Genomic DNA, 21005 nt, shown 5'->3' on the forward strand with positions numbered 1-21005 from the left:
CGGTTATGGCACGATACTTGCAACAAAGAGAGTGACTACATCTTGATGCCAGGATGACTTATTCAAGGAGGCTACAACATGGAATTATTTTCATATATGGAAGATTACGATTACGAGCAAGTGGTCGTATGTCAAGATAAACTATCAGGATTAAAAGCGATCATTGCGATTCATGATACAACACTCGGACCTGCTCTTGGGGGAACGAGAATGTGGATGTATAACTCTGAAGCTGATGCGTTTGAGGATGCGCTTCGTTTGGCGAAAGGGATGACTTATAAAAATGCGGCTGCTGGTTTGAACTTAGGCGGCGGGAAAACCGTTATTATCGGTGACCCACGTAAAGATAAGAATGAAGAGATGTTTCGTGCATTTGGTCGCTACATCCAAGGTTTAAATGGTCGTTATATCACAGCTGAGGATGTTGGAACAACGGTTCAAGACATGGATACCATTTACGAGGAAACAGACTATGTAACTGGGATTTCACCTGCTTTTGGTTCGTCTGGAAATCCTTCTCCTGTAACGGCTTACGGTGTATATGTTGGAATGAAAGCAGCAGCTAAAGAGGCGTTCGGTTCAGATGATTTAGCTGGTAAGACGATTGCGGTTCAAGGGGTAGGGAACGTTGCCTATAACTTATGTAAACATCTACATGAAGAAGGTGCGAACTTGATCGTAACGGATATTCATAAGGAATCTGTCCAACGTGCTGTTACAGATTTTAATGCTAAAGCTGTTGACGTAAATGATATTTACGGAGTAGAGTGTGATATTTTTGCTCCTTGTGCGTTAGGAGCGATCATTAATGATCTAACGATTCCACAGTTAAAAGCAAAAGTCATCGCTGGTGCGGCAAATAACCAATTAAAAGAAGAACGTCATGGTAGCTTGATTCATGAAATGGGGATTGTATATGCTCCAGATTATGTCATTAACGCTGGTGGCGTAATTAATGTAGCGGATGAGTTAAATGGCTATAACAGTGAACGTGCTCTGAAAAAAGTAGAAGGAATTTACCAAAACATTGAGAAGGTATTTGATATCTCAAAACGAGATCGAATTCCAACATTTAAAGCTGCAGATCGTATGGCAGAAGAACGAATTGAAAGAATGAGAAGGTCTCGCCGACAGTTTTTACAGAACGGACACCATATTTTATCTCGCCGCTAATATAGAGAAGCGAATATGTTGAAGTTGTGAACGAGGAGGAGAACATGGAATGGCTGAAGAATATGATCTTGTCATCTTAGGGGCAGGGACTGGTGGCTACGTAGCTGCTATCCGTGCAGCTCAACATGGAATGAAAGTTGCAGTTGTAGAAAAAGAAAAACTTGGTGGTACCTGCTTGCATAAAGGTTGTATACCGAGTAAAGCATTGTTAAGAAGCGCAGAGGTTTTTGCGACAACAAAGCGTTCAGAAGATTTCGGTGTTGTGACAAGCGACGTTCATCTAGATTTTCAAAAAGTCCAGGAACGAAAGAACGCCATCGTTGATCAACTGCATCGAGGGGTGCAGCACCTAATGAAAAAAGGAAAGATTGATGTATTTGAAGGAATAGGTCGAATTCTAGGGCCTTCCATTTTTTCTCCTACACCAGGAACGATTTCAATCGAACGAACAGATGGAGAAGAAAATACGATGTTAATTCCTCAATACGTTCTAATTGCTACAGGATCGTCCCCTAGGTCGCTTCCTGGATTAGAAGTAGACGGAAACTATGTTATGACTTCGGATCATGCACTAGCACTTGAACAGTTACCATCGTCTATTTTGATTGTAGGTGGTGGAGTAATTGGAATCGAGTGGGCATCGATGCTTTCGGATTTCGGTGTTGATGTGACCGTCATTGAATTTGCCAAACAGATCTTGCCAACTGAAGATGAAGACATTGCCAAGGAAGCGGCGAAACAGTTAAAGAAAAAAGGCATCAAAATTGTAACGAATGCCAAGGTTCTCCCTGAGACATTAGAAAAGAGCGAAGATATTACGATTCGTGCAGATGTCGATGGTACGGAGCAAACATTCCAGGCAGAGAAACTATTACTATCAGTAGGGCGTAGCCCGAATGTGAACAATATCGGGTTAGAAAACACTGATATCCAATTAGAAAACGGCGCTATTAAAGTAAATGAATTCGGACAAACAAAAGAATCTCATATGTATGCAATCGGTGATGTTATTGGCGGGTTGCAGCTTGCTCATGTTGCTTCTCACGAAGGGATCATTGCAGTTGATCATTTGGCAGGTAAAAAGCCAGATCCAATCAATTATGATTCTGTTCCAAAGTGCATTTACAGTAACCCAGAAATGGCGAGTGTCGGCTTGACGGAAGCACAAGCTAAGGAAAAAGGGTTTAAGATTAAAGTAGGATCATTCCCTTTTAAAGCTGTTGGGAAAGCATTAGTTTATGGGGATGCTGAAGGATTTGTGAAAGTGATTTCCAATGCAGATAACGATGATCTATTAGGTGTACATATGATTGGGCCTCACGTAACGGATCTGATCTCAGAGGCAGCACTCGCAAAGGTGTTGGATGCTGCGCATTTTGAAGTAGCAGAAATGATTCACCCACATCCAACTTTATCTGAAGTCATCGGGGAAGCGGCTTTGGCTGTTGATGGTCTTGCGATCCATTCATAAAAAGCAATACAAGAGGAGGAAGGAAAATGACTGAAAATCGACATCATGCTTTAGGCTTATCAGATGATACTGTGCTTGACATGTATAAAACGATGCTTCTTGCGCGTAAAATTGATGAACGCATGTGGCTATTAAATAGAGCTGGGAAAATTCCATTTGTGATCTCGTGTCAAGGACAGGAAGCTGCACAAGTAGGGGCGGCATATGCTCTTGATCGTAACAAAGATTACATTCTTCCTTATTACCGAGATATGGGAGTTGTGCTAACCTTTGGAATGACAGCACAAGATCTTATGCTTTCTGGCTTTGCTAAAGCAGAAGACCCGAACTCAGGTGGTCGCCAAATGCCTGGTCACTTCGGTCAAAAGAAAAACCGGATTGTAACAGGTTCTTCACCAGTTACAACACAAGTGCCTCATGCGGTTGGAATCGCTCTTGGGGGGAAAATGGAAGGCAAAGATTTCGTTACATTTACCACATTCGGGGAAGGTTCTTCTAACCAAGGGGATTTCCATGAAGGGGCGAACTTTGCAGGAGTTCACAAACTTCCTGTTATTTTCATGTGTGAAAACAACAAGTACGCGATTTCTGTTCCAATTGAAAAACAGCTCGCTTGTGAAAATGTGTCTGATCGGGCAATTGGATATGGGATGCCCGGAATCACCGTTGACGGAAACGATCCGCTAGCTGTCTATCAAGCTGTAAAAGAAGCAGCAGATCGCGCGAGAAGAGGCGAAGGTCCTTCATTAGTTGAAACCGTATCATACCGCCTGACTCCTCATTCGAGTGATGATGATGATCGTGCATATCGTCCTCGTGAAGAAGTGGAAGAAGCCAAAAAATTGGATGCCATTTATACTTTTGCTGATTACTTAAGAGAGCTCGGAATACTTACAGACGAACGGCAAACATCTATCGAAAATGAACTAGCGAAAATTGTAGACGATGCGACGGATTATGCAGAGCAAGCGCCGTATGCCGATCCTGAAGATTTAATGAAGCATGTGTATGCAGAGGAATAGAGAGGGGGAGAAACGAGTATGGCTATAATTTCTTATATAGAGGCAGTGACTCAAGCATTACGAGAAGAGATGGAGAGAGATGAAAAAGTTTTCGTTCTAGGAGAAGATGTTGGAGCACGCGGTGGGGTATTTAGAGCGACCAATGGCTTATATGAACAGTTTGGAGAACAACGTGTGATTGATACCCCATTAGCTGAATCTGCCATTGCAGGTGTTGGGATTGGAGCGGCGATGTATGGAATGAGACCTGTCGCTGAAATGCAATTTGCCGATTTCATCATGCCAGCGGTGAATCAAATCATCTCAGAGGCGGCCAAAATACGCTATCGTTCTAACAATGACTGGCAATGTCCAATAACGATTCGAGCTCCTTATGGCGGAGGTGTACACGGAGCACTCTACCACTCGCAATCGGTTGAGGCGATCTTTGCAAGTGTCCCAGGTTTGAAAATTGTCATGCCTTCGACTCCTTATGACGTAAAAGGCTTACTTAAGGCTGCCATTCGTGATAACGACCCCGTTCTATTTTTCGAACATAAACGTGCTTATCGTTTAATAAAAGGCGAAGTACCAGCAGGTGATTACACGCTTCCAATCGGAAAAGCAGATGTAAAGCGTGAAGGGGAAGATATTACCGTTATTACGTATGGTCTATCCGTTCATTTCGCCTTGCAAGCTGCAGAACGTCTTGAAAAGGATGGGATATCAGCCCATATCCTTGATTTAAGAACCGTTTATCCACTCGATAAAGAAGCGATTATTGAATCAGCTAGTAAGACGGGAAAGGTTTTATTAGTTACAGAAGATAATAAGGAAGGTAGTATCATGGGTGAAGTGGCTGCGGTTATCGCTGAACATTGTTTATTTGATTTAGATGCTCCAATTAAGCGATTAGCTGGACCAGATGTCCCAGCAATGCCTTATGCACCAACGATGGAAAAACATTTTATGATTAATCCAGATAAAGTAGAAGCGGCAATGAGAGAGCTTGCGGAGTTTTAACTAGAAGGGAGGAATCCTAAGTGGCAACAGAAATGAAAATGCCCCAGCTTGGGGAAAGTGTAACAGAAGGAACGATTAGCAAATGGCTCGTTGAACCAGGACAATACGTGAACAAGTATGACCCGATTGCAGAAGTGATGACGGACAAAGTAAATGCTGAAGTACCATCTTCCTTCTCAGGAACCATCAAAGAGCTCCTCGTACAAGAAGATGAAACGGTGGAGGTAGGCGTAGTTATTTGCACGATCGATGTAGAAGGCGAAGCCAAAGAAGAAATAACAAATGAAGCACCCGAACCCCAGACAGCAAAAGCAGCAGTTGTGTCTGAACCTGCAACGGATCAGTCGCAAAAGCGTCGTTATTCACCAGCTGTGTTGCGGATGTCGCAAGAGCACGGTATTAATCTTGAGCAAGTGAACGGTTCAGGAAAAGGTGGCAGAATTACACGAAAAGATCTTCAACGTCTCATCGATAGTGGTGAAAGACCAGCAGTTACACCAGTTGTGGCTGTTAAAGAGGAGTCAACTACTCTAACAGCTAAACAACCAGTCGTGCAAAGTCAAGCACCTTTTAAAAAGGCTGAAGTACCTGTGGCTGCTACAGGAGACTTGGAAATTCCTATAAGTGGAATTAGAAAAGCAATCGCGAGCAACATGGTTAAGAGTAAACATGAAGCGCCACATGCATGGATGATGGTTGAAGTAGATGTAACTAATCTAGTTCACTTCCGTAATCAAATCAAACAAGATTTTAAAGCCAAAGAAGGATTTAATTTAACATTCCTTCCGTTCTTCATTAAAGCAACGGTTGAAGCATTGAAGGAATTTCCACAGTTGAATTCAATGTGGGCAGAAGATAAGATCATACAGAAAAAAGATATTAATATTTCAATTGCTGTTGCAACAGAGGACGCCTTATATGTACCAGTGATTAAAAATGCAGATGAAAAATCGATTAAAGGGATCGGTCGTGAAGTTCAAGACTTAGCTTCGAAGGTTCGTTCAAACAAGTTAAGTGGTCAAGATATGAAAGGTGGCACATTTACGGTGAACAACACAGGTTCATTTGGCTCCGTGTTATCAACACCAATCATTAATCACCCACAAGCGGCAATTTTATCGATTGAATCAATCGTCAAGCGTCCAGTCGTGATCGAAAGCGACACAGGAGACATGATTGCCATTAGAAGTATGGTTAATCTATGTCTATCACTTGATCATAGAGTGTTGGACGGTCTTGTATGTGGTCGTTTCTTAGCGAGAGTAAAAGAAATTTTAGAAACGATGACAGCCGAAACAACATCCATTTACTAAACGTTTTTAAAAAAGCTGAGAACATTTCTCAGCTTTTTTTAAGTCCTCTTACATAAACTGGTTTTGTACTGGTTATTCTATAAGTAATTAAAGGAAAGGGTGACCAATACATGAAACGTTTTCATCAGCTATTCTTATTTGCCCAAATCATGTTAATTGCTTCGATTGTGATAACATCGTTGGCACCTGTACAAGCGGAAGTGTCAGATGATCAAAAAGAAGAAGCATGTTGTGAGCATGATCAAGCAATTAGCAAAGAATTAAAAGTACATCTAGATTTCTATTACGAATTACTCGCAGAAAAATATGCCCCAGATCAAATAGAAAAGTGGAAAGAAATTAGAGTAGAACGCGATTTATTACAAAAAAAATTAAAAGAAGCGAAACAACGAGGCGAACTTGAAAATGGTCAAACAGTTGACAAAACCTGGTTAGACAAACATGCTGAGCTTCAAAACGCATTTAACAATGCTGTTGAAAAACGCGATGAAGATAAGTTAAAAGAAATATTACCTAAAATGTTTGCTCAATATGCTGAATTAAATGCACTCTATAAACAGCGTTTAAAACTAGACCCCATTTCATAATTATTTGCCTGTCTTGATCACTATGATTAAAGGCAGGTTTTATTTTATATTTGCAGTTTACAAATCGTAAGGGTTACGATATAATTCATAACTGTGATAAAGCGTAATCGTTATGGAAGGGGCTTACTATGAAAAAGCGATCGAGTTTGTTTGCTTCTGTTCTGATTCTTTCTTCGTTTTTAGCGGCATGTGGAGGAAATCAAGAAACAGAAGAACAACCAACAACAGAAGAACCTATGGAAGAGACTGTCGAACAACTGGAATTATTCACAACTATTTTTCCTCTAGAAGATTTTGCAAACAAAATTGGTGGGGATTATGTGAACGTAACCAACCTCGTTCCGGTTGGCGCGGATGCACATTCATTTGAGCCAACAGCTAGAGAAATGATTAATGTAGCAGAAGGCGATGCCTTCATTTACAATGGTGCCGGACTTGAGGGTTTTGTAGATGCTCTTATTGAAACAATTGAAGGTGAAGGAGTTCAAGTTGTAAAGGCTTCAGAAGGTATTGAATTGATTGATTTTGATGATGAGCAAAGTCATGCACATGATGAACATGAGGCTGAAGAAGATCATGACCATGCGCACGATGAGCATGAGGATGAAAAAGATCATGACCATGCGCACGATGAGCATGAGCATGAGCATGAAGAAGATCACGATCATGCGCACGACGAGCATGAGCATGAAGAAGAACACGATCATGCGAATGATGAGCACGAGCACGAAGAAGAACATGATCATGCACACGATGATCACGCTCACGATCATGATGAAGATCCACATGTGTGGTTAGATCCAATCTTATCGATTACACTTGCTGAGAATATTAAAAACTCATTAATTGAGCTTTTACCAGAACAAGAAGAGTATTTCACGTCTAACTTTGAAGAAGTGAAAGCAGAGCTTGAAGTGATCGATTCAGAATTCCAAGCAATGGTAGATGCAGCTGAAAAAGATACATTTTTAGTATCACACGCTGGCTATGGTTATTGGGAAGCACGCTATGGTGTAAAGCAAATCGGAATTGCTGGCATCTCACCAACCAATGAACCTTCTCAGCGTCAACTACAAGATCTAATTGCATTTGCAAATGAGTACGGCTTAGAATATGTCATGTTTGAACAAAACATTCCAGCAAAGGTAGCAGATGTAGTTAGAGATGAAGTAGGTGCAGAAGCACTTTACCTTCACAATCTAGAGGCACTTGTTGCGGAAGATATTCAAAATGGAGAAGATTACTTTAGTTTGATGAGAAGAAATATTGAAGCGTTAGGGACTGCACTTCAGTAATATATAGATGTGAAACCGCAGCGACAGGTACCGCTGCGGTTTTGTCCTTATAAAAGGATGAATCTTACCTAATTTAAAGCAAAATAATTGGTTTTATTGATGGAACGGGTTACAATAAGAATAAAGATCTGTTGAGAGGTGGAGAATGATGCAATTTAACCAATTTAACATGTTTAATGATGTAGTGAATATTGCTCGTCAAGAAATGGTAGAAGCCGGATATGAACAGCTACAGACGACTGAAGAAGTAGACGCAGTCTTGAATAAAGAAGGAACGACACTTGTTATGATTAACTCGGTATGTGGATGTGCAGGTGGCATTGCTCGTCCAGCAGCTGCTTACATGAAAAATTATGAAACAAAGCCTGACCGTTTTGTAACGGTATTTGCAGGGCAAGACAAGGAAGCTACGGCTAAAGCTAGAGAATATTTCACAGGCTATGCCCCGTCATCCCCATCATTTGCTTTAGTAAAAGATGGTAAGATCATGACAATGGTTGAACGCTTTGAAATTGAAGGTCATGAACCAATCCAAGTAGTTCAGAAGCTTGAAAAAGCGTTTGATGAGTATTGCAAAGCTGACTAATAAAATGTAAAAAGAAAGTGACTTAGTTAGGAGTGTCTACCTAAGTCACTTTTTGTGAGTTTGTTGCAACAATTGAATACCAAGTACATCGCACGAAAAAAATATGGTATACTACAGTATAAGTTAAATAAGGAGTGTTCAATACAATGCAAGCTTTGTATGATCAAATTCAAGTATATTTAAATATGGATGAGGAAATCTCATTTAAAGAATTTAACGAATTCTACCGTAAAGTTACAACAGAATTAGGAGATGTTCATGAAACTTTAGACGAAGAGGGCGTTTGGAAAAGCCTTTTCATCGTGGAAAACATCATGTCTAATGCTGAAGGTCGCGCTAATTCAAGCAAAGGATCCGAAGCTAAAAAATACGCAAAAATGGCTCAGCGTCTTCAACTATGGGCGAAAAATCTAGCTGCTCGTTTAGGACAAGTTGGTTATACGGAAGAAGACATCAGTGAGCGTTTCAATAAAATGCTTGAAGAAGGAACTCCGGCTACAGAAGCTAAATAAATATTTGGCGAAGGTGTAAGTAGAAGAGAGTAGTCCTTGACGAGGCCACTGAAAAAGTCCCTTTTAGCAAATTCGGGGAAGTGCAATGGCTCCACACGTTGCGCGCCTGCTATGAGAAACCCACTCATAGCAGGCTTAAAAGAAGGCAACGGTTCCGCTCATTGCATAGAGGCCACTGAAAAAGGTGAAAATCACACCTTTTTCAGTGGCCTCTCCTTGACAACTTCTCTTTTTTACGTTACATTAGAACATGTCGCTTAATCATTGTGCGCCTATGGTGAAAGGGATATCATTCAAGATTCCGGTTCTTGCGTTGTAGGTTCGAGTCCTACTAGGCGCGCCAATTATATGTTGACATTTACCTAGCAATCAAGTATATTATTAATTGTCGCTATACCTTATAACTTGATCCGTTAGCTCAGCTGGGAGAGCGCCACCTTGACAGGGTGGAGGTCACTGGTTCGAACCCAGTACGGGTCATTCATAAGAAAGTTAGTAAAGACGCGCCTTCTCAGGTTTTGAGAGGCGTGTTTTTTGTGTACCTTGAACCTGCCAGTTCCTTTTATTTCAATGAACCAAGTTAAAAGATGCGCATATCACGATTGAGGTGTGCTTGATTGTTTTGGAAAACGACGACCAACAGTGATGAGTGGTTGAAGTGTTCTCGTTCCTTCCATTTTAAAGGGGTGACATGATGAGTCAGTCAAAAATGGTTGAATAATTAAATTAAAAAATTCATCCTATTAAATAATAAATACTTAATGCTTTTGATGAGCGAGAGGGCTTTTCTTTTTAAAATGAACACGGGCTCTAAATTACTAATTAATAACCTCCTGCTAGCGGCGATTACTTTAAATTTCCAAGTGGTAAAAGTGTGGGCGATATGCTAATGTTCTATACAAAGAATAGGTAGGAAGACTTAATTTACTGATTGAACATTTAACAGCGAATGAACTAGATTTATAGTGACGTATAAAATCTTAAGATAAAATGTAAGGGATTTCTTTTTTATCTTATTGGGAAAGAAGGCTGAGATGTTTTTTACATTGCGCAATCGTTTATTTCTTATTTTTACATGTTTGCTAACGATTCCATTTATTTTATTATCAATTATTATTCCAAGTTGGTTTACAACTATAATTAGAGATCAGGCACAAGACTTAACAATTGAAATGATGGATCAGTATTTGTTGTATGTTGACTCGATTACGACACAGGCCGAGGATTTAGGCAAGCAGGTGCTCATTAACGAAACGACCCAAGAGTGGTTAAGGCTGGAAAAAGAGAATGCTGCGGATGATGAGACTTTGCTGATGAAGAATGAACTAAGAAGTTTGTTATCTTCCATGATGGTGAACAATTCAAATTTTATGTCCATTTCCTTACATCTTTATGATGGCACTGGGATTTGGGGGGATAATCCAGACCTTGATGAGGAAGAGTGGTTCCAAGATTTTATTAAACATGAACAACAGTATGCAAAGTCACATATCGATCAATTGCAGCCATATTCAGGTGAAATAAACAGTTATATTTTGCCTCTCTTTGATACAAATACGTTAGTTCCAAGCGGGATCATAAAAATTAATTTTCCATCTGACTTGCTAGAGAAGGCTTTAAATAAAATTAAAATTGGACAAGAAGGTCGAGCCTATTTGATCGACCAAAAAGGGTCAAATGTTTTTCAAGGACAAGTCGATCTCCCTCATATTATTTTAAAACAAGGTTTGGCTGAAATAGCGAATGGTTATCAACAAAAAGGGTTAATCGAAGCGGACCATAATGGCGAAACTTACTTTATGTTTTTTCAAAAATTACCGATAGGAGATTGGATTTTAATTAGTGAAGTGACTGAGTCTGACTTGTTTTCAAAAGTGAACAATTTACAGCGCAACTTACTACTGACGAGTGGTGTTGTATTTATGCTAACAATAGTCGCTTCTTTCATGCTTTCTTCAACGATTACAAGACCACTTGGAAATTTGGCGAAAGCGATGGGATATATTGAACGTGGGGATTTCGCTGGGGCCAAACGCTTTATGCCGACAATAAAATCGCATAACGATGAAGTCGGTTATCTTATTAAAGTGTTCGATCGCACTATTGAACAATTAAAAAAGTTAATCGAAACAGAATACGAGGCGAACCTGCGTCGGAAAGATGCTGAGTACAAAGCGTTATTATTGCAGATTAATCCACATTTTTTAAACAATACTCTAGAAATCATTGGGGGATTAGCCGTTCAAGGAAAAAATAGAGAGGTTATGAATGTCAGTGTTTATTTAGGCAGAATGATGAGGTATTCATTGAATACAAAAAGCAACGTTGTGAAGTTAGGCGAAGAAGTAAGTTATATTAAAAGTTACACAGACATCTTAAAGCTAAGATATGAGGATGCGATAAAAGTTGAAATTGACGAGGAGCTGGAAACAAAACGATTTCCGATTATAAAATTTATTTTACAACCGCTCGTAGAAAATGCAGTGAAATATAGTTTTATTGAAAAATCGTCTGCACAAATCTACATAAAAACGGAAAAAGTTGAAAATAACGTATACATTGTTGTTGAAGATAAAGGGATAGGAATGTCTGAGGAGGTTATTGCTAATTTAGCTAAAGAAGAAATGGATGATGAAACGATGACTGTATTAGAGAGTAAGGGCAACAGTATTGGACTTAAAAATGTAATTGGGCGATTAAAGCTTTACTATGGAAAAGATTTTTCCTATCAAATAAAGTCCGAAAAGAATGTAGGGACACGGATTACATTGTGTATTAATTTTAGGGGGGATATGTGTGATGAAGGTCATAATCACGGATGATGAGATTCAAGTTCGTAAAGGCTTACGGTTTAAAGTCGACTGGGAAGTAGAAGGCTTTGAAATTGTTGCCGAAGCTTCCAACGGTCAAGAAGCACTTGAATTACTAAAAAACATTGATGTGGATTTAATCATTACTGATATGAGAATGCCGATTATGGACGGAGTCGAATTAGCTAAACGGTGTTACGAACAATATCCACATGTAAAGCTGATTGTTTTATCGGGATATTCTGATTTTGACTATGTGCGCGGCTCAATGAAGGAAGGAGTTAGAGACTATTTATTAAAACCCGTTGCCCCTGATGAGTTAGAAGAAGCATTAAGAAGAATACGGAAAGAAATTGAGGAAGAGAAGAAAAGTCAAATTGAATCAGATCGGATGCGTCAGCTTGTCCATTCTCATCTTCAGCAAGTACAAGAACAATATTTCCTTCAATTAGTAAAAGGAGAATGGTTGCAATTTAGGATGGTGAAAGAGAGGCTTCTGCAGCTGCAGTTAGAGGAACTGGCAGATGAAAATGTAACAGTGCAGTTTGCAACGGTAGAAATTAGAGAATCAGAGGATAATCCGAATCGATTAAAGGAATTATGGCTTCCTTTTCAAATGTTATGTAAGGAAATAGCGAAAGAGCATGAAGGAACGTACTCGTTTTACGATCCAAGTTATACGAATATGGTTCAATTCTTGCAGCTGCTCGATTCAAAAACTCCAGAGCAGACGCCAAACTTAGTTAAGTCCATTCAAGAAAAGGTCAAGAATTACTTAAACTTAGAAACGGTCATAGGAATTGGAAATGTTGTAAAAGGTCTTGAAGAATTTAGAAATGGGTATATCTCTAGCTTGCTTTCTTGGAGTCAAAGTCAACTTGGCGGTCAATCACAAGTAATCGATGAGACGGTAGCGAGAGAGGCAGTTTTTGATTTTTCTCCTGATTTTGAACGAAAGTTAACAAATGCTATTGAAAATGTTGATATCGAGATGTTTAAAGAAAATCTTAACAATGTCCTTGGGGGAGCAAAGGCGCAATCTGTTTTATCTTTTACCTTTGTAGCCAACCGAGTACTCTTTCTATTAGGTTCATTGGTGAAGAAATACGATACCGAGACGAAAGATATCCAAAACACGATTTGGAATTGCCAACAAAGTATTTGGGAGCTAAATTCTCAACATAAAGTAATCGAGTTTCTAATCCAATTAGCACAGTTAATTGTTGAAAAAATACGATTAGCTCGTTTTTCAAACAGCAAATTAATTGAAAGTATACGACACTATTTGGACGAGCATTATGCTAATGAGATTTCGCTTACTTCATTATCTAAATTATTTCATATAAATAGTGCTTATTTATCAGAAACGTTTAAACATCAAGTTGGACAAAACTTTAGTGATTATCTCGTTCATTTACGAATGGAGAAAGCGAAGCACTTTCTTAAAGATCAACAGCTAAAAATCATTGATGTGGCTAATTTAGTTGGTTTTTCGAATTCAGGCTACTTTAGTACCGTTTTTAAAAAACATTTTGGGCAAACACCTTTGGAATTCCGTAAATCAGAAGTGTCATAAATTGAAGGCTTAAGGAAAGAAAATGAAAGGGGAAACCAGATGAGCAACAGAGCTGTAATCGTCATTATTCTATGTTTACTTGCAGGGGTGTCATTAATTTATGTTGCCCCGTATTCTAGTGAGCGTGATGAAAAAAATGAGAAAGAACTAATTGAGCTTACGTTTTTACGTAATTTAGCGAACCTAGCGTCTAATCAGGCATATGAAGAGTTGGTTGCTGAGTTTGAAGAAGCTCATCCTCATATTAAGATCAATATGCTTTCCATGTACTGGGCTAATGAATATGAACTCAGGCTCCGAACTGAGTTAGTTGCTGGAAACCATCCAGACATTATGTCCATTGATAGTCCTAACTTAGCTTTATATGCCAATGCCGGTACGCTATTATCGTTAGATCGATACATGAAAGAAGAAGGCGATATTGAAGACATCTTTGAGCACACATTGAAAGGGTTAACCTATCAGGATGAAATTTATCTTGCCCCTATCGCCGAATCTAGTATTGCCTTATTTTATAATAAGCATCTTTTTATCGAGGCTGGGATCCCTTTTCCGTCAAGAGAACAAGCGATGACATGGGACGAGGTACTCGAGATTGCCCAAAAAATTCATAATCCAGAACAGGGTATTTATGGGATCGACCCGGCTCAAGGCTTTGGTGAAGGAGAAGGCCCTGCTTATTTTAAATTGCCATTCCTGTGGCAGTTCGGAGCAGATGTATTAAGTCCAGATGCGACAACTGCTGATGGATATTTAAATTCTGAAGAAGCATTGGAAGCCCTTAAATTTTATCAAGACTTATATTTGAAGCATCGTGTAGCAACGGTCGAGTTGCCTCCTCTTCCTTTTGAATCGAATCAGCTTGCTATGACGGTCTTGGGGTCTTGGCACTTGGTAGATTTTGAAAGTTATGGTTTGGTGTTAGGCGAAGACTTTGGGATCGCACCATTGCCAAAAGCTGATTACCAAGTTACACCAAATGGAGGTTGGGCTCTAGGGATTTCAGCAAAGTCTGAACATCCAGATGAAGCGTGGGAATTTATTAAATTTGCTACAAGCTATAATGCTGTCAAAAAGCATTCGGAGATCACAGGAGATATCCCGGCAAGGTACTCTGTAGTCCAGGAGCTGCCTGAGCTTAAAGAGTATCCAAAAAACATTTTTATTGAACAAGGACAAACCTATTCAAAGAACCGCCCAGTCACCCCAGCTTATCCAGTTATTAGTAACGCTATAAAGGAATTATTTGAAGACATCGTTCTCATCGAAAAAGACGTAAAAGAAGCCGCAGACGAAGCCGTAGAAAAAATTAATAACGCTCTCAACTCGACGCAATGAGTATAGCTACTATATGGTTTTTAGCACCTCGAAAGCGGGTTACTCAGAGAATGAGAGCAGCGAGCGTAGCCATTACCAAGCTACGTTGCATTAGAAAAACCCCTAGAATGACTAGGGTTTTTTTTGTGGAGTCTTGCTAAGTATGCTGAGTGTGTTAGGACACCTGAATATTTTAAACAGCCTTAACCAAAAATATTAAACTATTATCTTCAATGCTTTTGGTAAAGTAAAGAAGAGGTGGACAAACGAATGTTATCACAATGGAGGTGCACAACAATGTTTGAAAGGTATCCATGGTACATGCGACTAGGCACTTTGGCATTTAATTTAGTTTTATTAAACCTTTTATGGTTTTTATTTTCTTTATTAGGTCTGTTTATATTAGGCTTATTTCCAGCTACTGCAGCAATGTTTGCTGTTTTAAGACAATCGATTATGGAGGATGAAGATGTCTCTGTCATTAAACTATTTTGGAGCAAATTTAAATCTGAATTCATCATGTCAAACATTATTGGTTATCTTTTCTTACTTGTTGGCCTGATTTTATACGTTGATTTAAGAGTATTACAATTATTAGATACCGGCCTTTTACAATTAGCTTTAGCGAGCATCACAGTCGTTGTTGGTTTTGTCTATTTACTAACGTTACTTTTTATTTTTCCGCTATTTGTTCATTTCGATTTAAAGATTTGGCAATACCCAAAACATGCTTTAATTCTGGCTGTTGCCAAACCGTTCCAAACGATTATGATGATTGGTGGGTTAGCGATCGTATTTTTTATATATATAAATTTCCCAGTATTAATCTTTATTTTTGGTATGAGCTTAATCAGTTTTGTGATGATGAAAGTAGCATCGTACTCGTTGCCGAGAAAAGAGTTTACCTTGAATGAAGCAGTTGAATAAAGTGAAGTCCTCTAGTTAGCAACTAGGGGATTTTTTATGTCTAATTTCTGCAACCGTTTTCAGATGCCGAAAATATTAAACAAGTTAAACCAAAAATATTGAAATATATTCTTAAAACATTTTGCTATATTAAAGACAAGAAAGCGGTACCTTACTTTAAACACAAGGATTACAGCTTTTTTGAAACATTGATGCAAATCGAAAAAGGTAGGAGGAATAAAAGTTTTCAAGATTCAAGAGTTAGTAAAAGATAAATCTATTACTTAAGGAGGGGTTTTCATGGCTAAAGAGTTGGGCTCGCCGGTTAAGGTTGCTGGTGTTTCTTCTAATAAGGTTCCTAATGTAACCAAAAAGAAACAAAGCCCTCTAAACTATATTAAGAATAATTATATGCTGTATGTATTTTTAGCACCTGCTGTCATCTTAGTTTTTCTATTTAATTATATTCCCATGTATGGAGTGACAATTGCGTTTAAGGATTTTAGTCCAACAAGAGGAATCATGGCAAGTGAATGGGTTGGTTTTGCACATTTTACGAATTTCTTACAATCACCCAACTTTCATCAAATTTTTGCAAATACGATAAAACTAAGTGCTTTTGAACTTCTCATCGGATTTCCTGTTCCAATTATATTAGCCCTTATGTTAAATCAGATGAGAAGAGCAAATATCAAAAAGAACATTCAATTAATGATTTATGCACCACACTTTATATCAGCAGTTGTCATCGGCGGGATGATTTTTATCTTTCTATCACCAGCAGGACCTATTAATGCTATGTTATCGGTTTTCCTGGATCGCCCTATTTCGTTTATGTCTGATCCGGATTATTTTAGAACCATTTTCATTGCTTCTGGAATATGGCAAGGCGCTGGTTTTGCATCGATCATATATGTTGCGGCACTTTCAAATACGGATCCACAGTTACATGATGCTGCAACAATTGACGGGGCATCACTATTACAAAGAATTTGGCATATTGACGTCCAAGTATTAAAACCAACGATGGCTGTCCTTTTTATTCTTGCAGTTGGTGGAATCATGGGTGTTGGATTTGAAAAAGCATACCTTCTTCAAACGGACATGAACTTACCTGCTTCAGAAATCATTGATACCTATGTGTATAAACGTGGGTTACAAGCAGGAGACTGGTCATTTGGTGCAGCAGTTGGATTATTTAACTCAGTTGTGAGCTTGATGTTGCTTGTGTCTGTAAACTATATTGTTAAGCGATTTAATGGTGAATCACTTTACTAGAAAGGAGTTAGTAGGATGAGTAACTTTAAAAAAGAAGAAAAAAGCAACAGGAAGAAAAAACGACTACTGCTTCAAAGTAACTCGAACCAAAATAGATTAATTAACAACTCTAAAACGGATCGATTCATACTTCTTTTAAATAAAGTTGTACTAGGTTTAGTTGTATTAATTGTTACGATTCCTCTTTTATATGTGTTATTGGGTTCGTTTTTACAGCCTCATATTCTAGTAACTAGGGGAATCTCGTTTAATCCTGAGCATTGGACGATTGACGGTTATGTACGAATATTTACTGATGGATCCATCATGAGAGGCTTTTTAAATTCAGTTTTGTATGCTGGGGGTTTTACGCTCATATCAGTTGGATTTTCAATCCTAGCAGGATATTCTTTATCTATTGATAATCTAGTTGGGAAAAAAGCTTTAATGATTTTCTTCCTTTTTACAATGTTCTTTAATGGGGGAATGATCCCAACATATTTACTTGTAAGAGAGCTTGGGATGATTAATACACCTTGGGCGGTTATATTGCCCGGAGCTGTTACCGTTTGGAACATTATTTTAGCTAGAACTTATTTTAAAGCGTTACCAAATGAGTTGAAAGAAGCGGCAAGAATTGATGGTGCTTCTGACTTCAAAATATTCTTAAACATCATATTACCATTGGCTAAGCCAATTATTTTTGTACTCGCTCTATATGCTTTCATTGGGCAATGGAATTCATATTTTAACGCAATGATTTATCTGGAAGACAGGTCATTATATCCACTGCAGTTAATTATGCGGGACATTTTAATCCAAAACGAAGTCCAACCTGGAATGATTGCAGATCAACTTGCAAGGGCGGAGATGCAAAGGATAGCCGAGATGATCAAGTATTCATCGATTGTTGTGGCAAGTTTACCGTTATTAATTATGTACCCATTCTTCCAAAAATACTTTGAAAAAGGTGTTATGGTCGGGTCATTAAAATAAAAAAAGTTAAGTGGGGGATTGTTATGAAAAAAATGTTTAAAACAATGTCAGCAATGTTAATTGGAACGTCACTGCTCGTTGCATGTAGCGGCAATTCTGAAAAAACATGGTCTGAGGATTATGAGCTATCAGATATATCATTTCCATTAGAAGAAGAAGTATCATTAAAATTTTTAACAGAAAGCTCACCGTTAGCACCTGAGGATCCAAATGATAAATTAATTTTTCAGCGCCTTGAAGAACAAACAGGGGTTCATATTGAGTGGAGAAACTTTACAGGAGCACAATTTGGTGAAAGAAGAAACTTAGCGATGTCTAGTGGTGAAATGCCGGATGCAATATTTAATGCAGGGTATAGTGATTATGAATTATTAAATTTAGCAAAAGACGAAGCCATTATTCCTCTTAACGATTTAATTGATAATTATATGCCTAATTTACAAGCGGTGTTTGAGGAAGCACCACAGTATCGAGCAATGATGACGGCTCCAGACGGAAACATTTATTCTTTCCCTTGGATTGAAGAACTTGGAGAAGGAAAAGAAAGTATTCACTCCGTTGATAATTTCCCATGGATTAATGTGAAATGGTTAAATGAATTAGGATTAGAAATGCCAACAACAACTGATGAATTAAAAGAAGTACTAATTGCATTTAGAGATCATGATCCAGCTGGTGACGGACAAACGATTCCGATGTCCTTTATCATTAATGATGGCGGACAAGATCCAGGATTCTTATTTGGCTCTTTTGGTCTAGGTGATAATTGGGATCGTACAGTCGTAACAAATGATGGTGAAGTGAAACTAACGGCAGCAGACGAAGGGTATAAAGAAGCAATTAAATTCATGAATGAATTATATGAAGAGGATTTACTGGATATTGAAGGTTTCGAACAAGATTGGCCGAGATATGTTGCTAAAGGACAAGAAGGACGTTATGGGTTGTACTTCACTTGGGATAAAGGAAATATTTCAGGGATGAACGATGATTATGATCTTATGGCTCCATTAGCAGGTCCTGATGGTCACGTCAATGTGACAAGAACAAATGGAATGGGCTTTGATCGTACAAAAATGGTTATTACAAGTGCAAACCAAAATCTTGAATTAACAGCAAAATGGATTGACCAACTGTATGATCCGACTCAATCAGTACAAAACAACTGGGGCACGTATGGGGATGACTCGCAGCAAAACATTTTTGAATTCGATGAAAGCGCTCAAATGTTAAAGCACTTACCGTTAGACGGTACCGCACCTGTTGAATTGAGAGAGAGAACTTCTATTGGCGGCCCTTTAGCAATACTAGATAGCTATTATGGAACGGTTACAACGAAACCAGACGATGCTGCATGGAGACTAGGTTTAATGGAAGAAGTGATGGTTCCACACATGCAAGCAGAAAATATTTATCCTAGAGTTTTTCATAGCAGAGAGGAACTAGATCGACTTTCGACAATTGAAGCAGATTTAATGCCTTTCGTTAATAGAAAACGAGCAGAGTGGATCACAAATGGGAAAGTGGAAGAAGAATGGAAAGCGTATTTAGTCGAATTAGATCGTCTTAATTTCCAAGAATGGTTAGAAATTAAACAAGCTGGATATGATCGTGCAACAGAATAAAAATGGAGGTTATGAAAAAAATGACAATTAATTCCCTAGCAACATACAGACCAAAATTACACTTTGCTCCTAAAAAGAATTGGATGAATGATCCTAATGGTATGGTGTATTTCCAAGGAGAATACCATCTATTCTTTCAATATCATCCGGATGGAACAACGTGGGGTCCCATGCACTGGGGCCACGCGGTTAGTAAGGACATGATAACTTGGGAGGAGCTCGATATTGCATTATATCCAGATGAACATGGAACGATTTTCTCTGGCAGTGCGGTTGTCGATTGGAACAATACGTCTGGTTTTTTCCCAGACGAGCCAGGACTAGTCGCTATTTTCACGCATCACTTAGAAGGAACGGAAGGAAAACCTTCAGTTCAAACTCAAAGTTTAGCTTTCAGTCATGATAAAGGAAGAACGTGGACAAAGTACGAAGGGAATCCAATTCTTGGTCATGATACAAAAGTAGACTTCAGAGATCCGAAAGTGTTCTGGCATAAGGAAACTGAAAAATGGATGATGTCATTAGCGACAGGTCAAACGATCACCTTTTATTCTTCACCAAACTTAATTGATTGGAAGTTTGAAAGTGAATTTGGTGAGGGATTTGGTTCTCACGATGGCGTGTGGGAATGCCCAGATTTATTTAAATTAAAGGTAGAAGACAGCGATGAAGAGAAATGGGTGTTGATTGTAAGCATTGGAGATAATCCTGAATTTGATAATGGGTCATTTACACAATATTTCACTGGCTCCTTTGATGGTTCCACCTTTACTTCAGATCATGAATCGATTAAATTGCTCGACTTTGGAAGAGATAATTATGCAGGTGTGAGCTTTTCGGATATCCCTGAAGAGGATGGAAGACGCATCTACCTTGGCTGGATGAGTAACTGGAGGTATGCGAATCAAGTCCCAACAGAGGGATGGCGCAGTCAAATGACGTTGCCGCGAGAGCTTTCTGTTCGGAAAGTTGGAGAAGACTATAAAGTTATTCAAAGATTGGTAGGAGAACTCGATTCTTATTTTTCTGAAAAGGTTGACATTGACGAGTGTATCGTAGAAGGAACAAAAACAGTAAAAGTTGAAGAATCGTATGTTGATTTGACTTTAAATCTTGAGAGAGTGGATGCAGAACAATTTGGCATCACTGTGCATCATACAATAGAGCAACATACGACGATTACATTTGATTCATCAAAGAACGTATTGGTATTAGACCGTAAAAAGTCAGGACAAATTGACTTTTCGGATATGTTCTTACTCGATCAAGAGGTGAAGCTTGAGAATACAGACAAGGTTCAACTGCGTTTAGTTGTTGACTCTTCATCTTTAGAATTACTAGTTAATGATGGGGAGTATTCTCTAACAAGTTTAGTGTATCCGGATAAAGCTTGTGAAGCGATCTCGATTCATACGTTTAATGGAACGATCAAAGCTGCTGGTTACGTCTCATTCCCTTGTAAATAAGTAGAGAAAAAAATGTAAGACATCAGGGAGGAAACGGTTATAGGAGGGTGAGTTAGCCTCTCTATGTTTCCTCCTTTTTCTATCACATTAA

Annotated in this window: 17 protein-coding genes and 2 tRNA genes; all 19 read left to right on the forward strand. The window is 38.7% G+C overall.

Annotated elements, in window-relative coordinates; genetic code table 11:
* Positions 1-78 precede the first annotated feature (78 nt).
* The 19 genes from bcd to PQ474_RS16540 all read left to right on the forward strand — a co-directional run bounded on the left by bcd (position 79) and on the right by PQ474_RS16540 (position 20914).
* Positions 79-1173, forward strand: coding sequence for a branched-chain amino acid dehydrogenase (gene bcd / locus PQ474_RS16450; protein WP_273845483.1), 1095 nt, complete (start codon positions 79-81; stop codon positions 1171-1173).
* A 49-nt stretch (positions 1174-1222) separates the two neighbouring features.
* Positions 1223-2644: a dihydrolipoyl dehydrogenase gene (lpdA, locus tag PQ474_RS16455; RefSeq protein WP_273845484.1), complete on the forward strand. Its 1422-nt coding sequence runs from the start codon at positions 1223-1225 to the stop codon at positions 2642-2644.
* Between the two features lie 26 nt (positions 2645-2670).
* Entirely contained in the window at positions 2671-3666 is a 996-nt protein-coding gene (locus tag PQ474_RS16460) for a thiamine pyrophosphate-dependent dehydrogenase E1 component subunit alpha (protein ID WP_273845485.1), read from the forward strand.
* An 18-nt stretch (positions 3667-3684) separates the two neighbouring features.
* On the forward strand, positions 3685-4668 hold the full coding sequence (locus PQ474_RS16465; RefSeq protein ID WP_273845486.1) for an alpha-ketoacid dehydrogenase subunit beta: 984 nt from the start codon (positions 3685-3687) through the stop codon (positions 4666-4668).
* Between the two features lie 20 nt (positions 4669-4688).
* Entirely contained in the window at positions 4689-5981 is a 1293-nt protein-coding gene (locus tag PQ474_RS16470) for a dihydrolipoamide acetyltransferase family protein (RefSeq protein ID WP_273845487.1), read from the forward strand.
* A gap of 110 nt (positions 5982-6091) precedes the next feature.
* Positions 6092-6568 (forward strand): hypothetical protein, encoded by a 477-nt coding sequence (locus tag PQ474_RS16475; protein WP_273845488.1) that lies wholly within the window; start codon positions 6092-6094, stop codon positions 6566-6568.
* Positions 6569-6696: 128 nt separating this feature from the next.
* Positions 6697-7863: a metal ABC transporter solute-binding protein, Zn/Mn family gene (locus PQ474_RS16480; RefSeq protein WP_273845489.1), complete on the forward strand. Its 1167-nt coding sequence runs from the start codon at positions 6697-6699 to the stop codon at positions 7861-7863.
* A gap of 148 nt (positions 7864-8011) precedes the next feature.
* Entirely contained in the window at positions 8012-8449 is a 438-nt protein-coding gene (locus PQ474_RS16485) for a BrxA/BrxB family bacilliredoxin (RefSeq protein WP_273845490.1), read from the forward strand.
* Positions 8450-8595: 146 nt separating this feature from the next.
* Entirely contained in the window at positions 8596-8961 is a 366-nt protein-coding gene (locus tag PQ474_RS16490) for a hypothetical protein (RefSeq protein WP_273845492.1), read from the forward strand.
* Between the two features lie 268 nt (positions 8962-9229).
* Positions 9230-9304, forward strand: a tRNA-Arg gene (locus tag PQ474_RS16495).
* Between the two features lie 64 nt (positions 9305-9368).
* Positions 9369-9441 (forward strand) — tRNA-Val (locus PQ474_RS16500).
* 554 nt (positions 9442-9995) lie between these two features.
* Entirely contained in the window at positions 9996-11783 is a 1788-nt protein-coding gene (locus PQ474_RS16505) for a sensor histidine kinase (RefSeq protein ID WP_273845494.1), read from the forward strand.
* Positions 11761-13347 carry a response regulator transcription factor gene (locus tag PQ474_RS16510; protein ID WP_273845560.1) on the forward strand — a complete coding sequence of 529 codons (1587 nt, stop codon included), beginning with the start codon at positions 11761-11763 and terminating at the stop codon, positions 13345-13347. Before PQ474_RS16505 ends, PQ474_RS16510 begins: the two co-directional genes overlap by 23 nt.
* 39 nt (positions 13348-13386) lie before the next feature.
* Entirely contained in the window at positions 13387-14685 is a 1299-nt protein-coding gene (locus PQ474_RS16515; protein ID WP_273845497.1) for an ABC transporter substrate-binding protein, read from the forward strand.
* A gap of 276 nt (positions 14686-14961) precedes the next feature.
* Positions 14962-15591, forward strand: coding sequence for a YesL family protein (locus PQ474_RS16520; protein WP_273845498.1), 630 nt, complete (start codon positions 14962-14964; stop codon positions 15589-15591).
* Positions 15592-15981: 390 nt separating this feature from the next.
* Positions 15982-16848, forward strand: coding sequence for an ABC transporter permease (locus PQ474_RS16525; RefSeq protein WP_273845562.1), 867 nt, complete (start codon positions 15982-15984; stop codon positions 16846-16848).
* Positions 16849-16863: 15 nt separating this feature from the next.
* The gene (locus PQ474_RS16530; RefSeq protein ID WP_273845501.1) at positions 16864-17823 is read left to right on the forward strand and encodes a carbohydrate ABC transporter permease; all 960 of its coding nucleotides are present in this window, start codon (positions 16864-16866) and stop codon (positions 17821-17823) included.
* A 23-nt stretch (positions 17824-17846) separates the two neighbouring features.
* Positions 17847-19448, forward strand: coding sequence for an extracellular solute-binding protein (locus PQ474_RS16535; RefSeq protein ID WP_273845504.1), 1602 nt, complete (start codon positions 17847-17849; stop codon positions 19446-19448).
* 20 nt (positions 19449-19468) lie between these two features.
* Positions 19469-20914 (forward strand): glycoside hydrolase family 32 protein, encoded by a 1446-nt coding sequence (locus PQ474_RS16540; protein WP_273845506.1) that lies wholly within the window; start codon positions 19469-19471, stop codon positions 20912-20914.
* Positions 20915-21005 lie beyond the last annotated feature (91 nt).

Source organism: Halalkalibacter alkalisediminis, assembly GCF_028610705.1.
GTDB classification, from domain to species: domain Bacteria; phylum Bacillota; class Bacilli; order Bacillales; family Bacillaceae_D; genus Halalkalibacter; species Halalkalibacter alkalisediminis.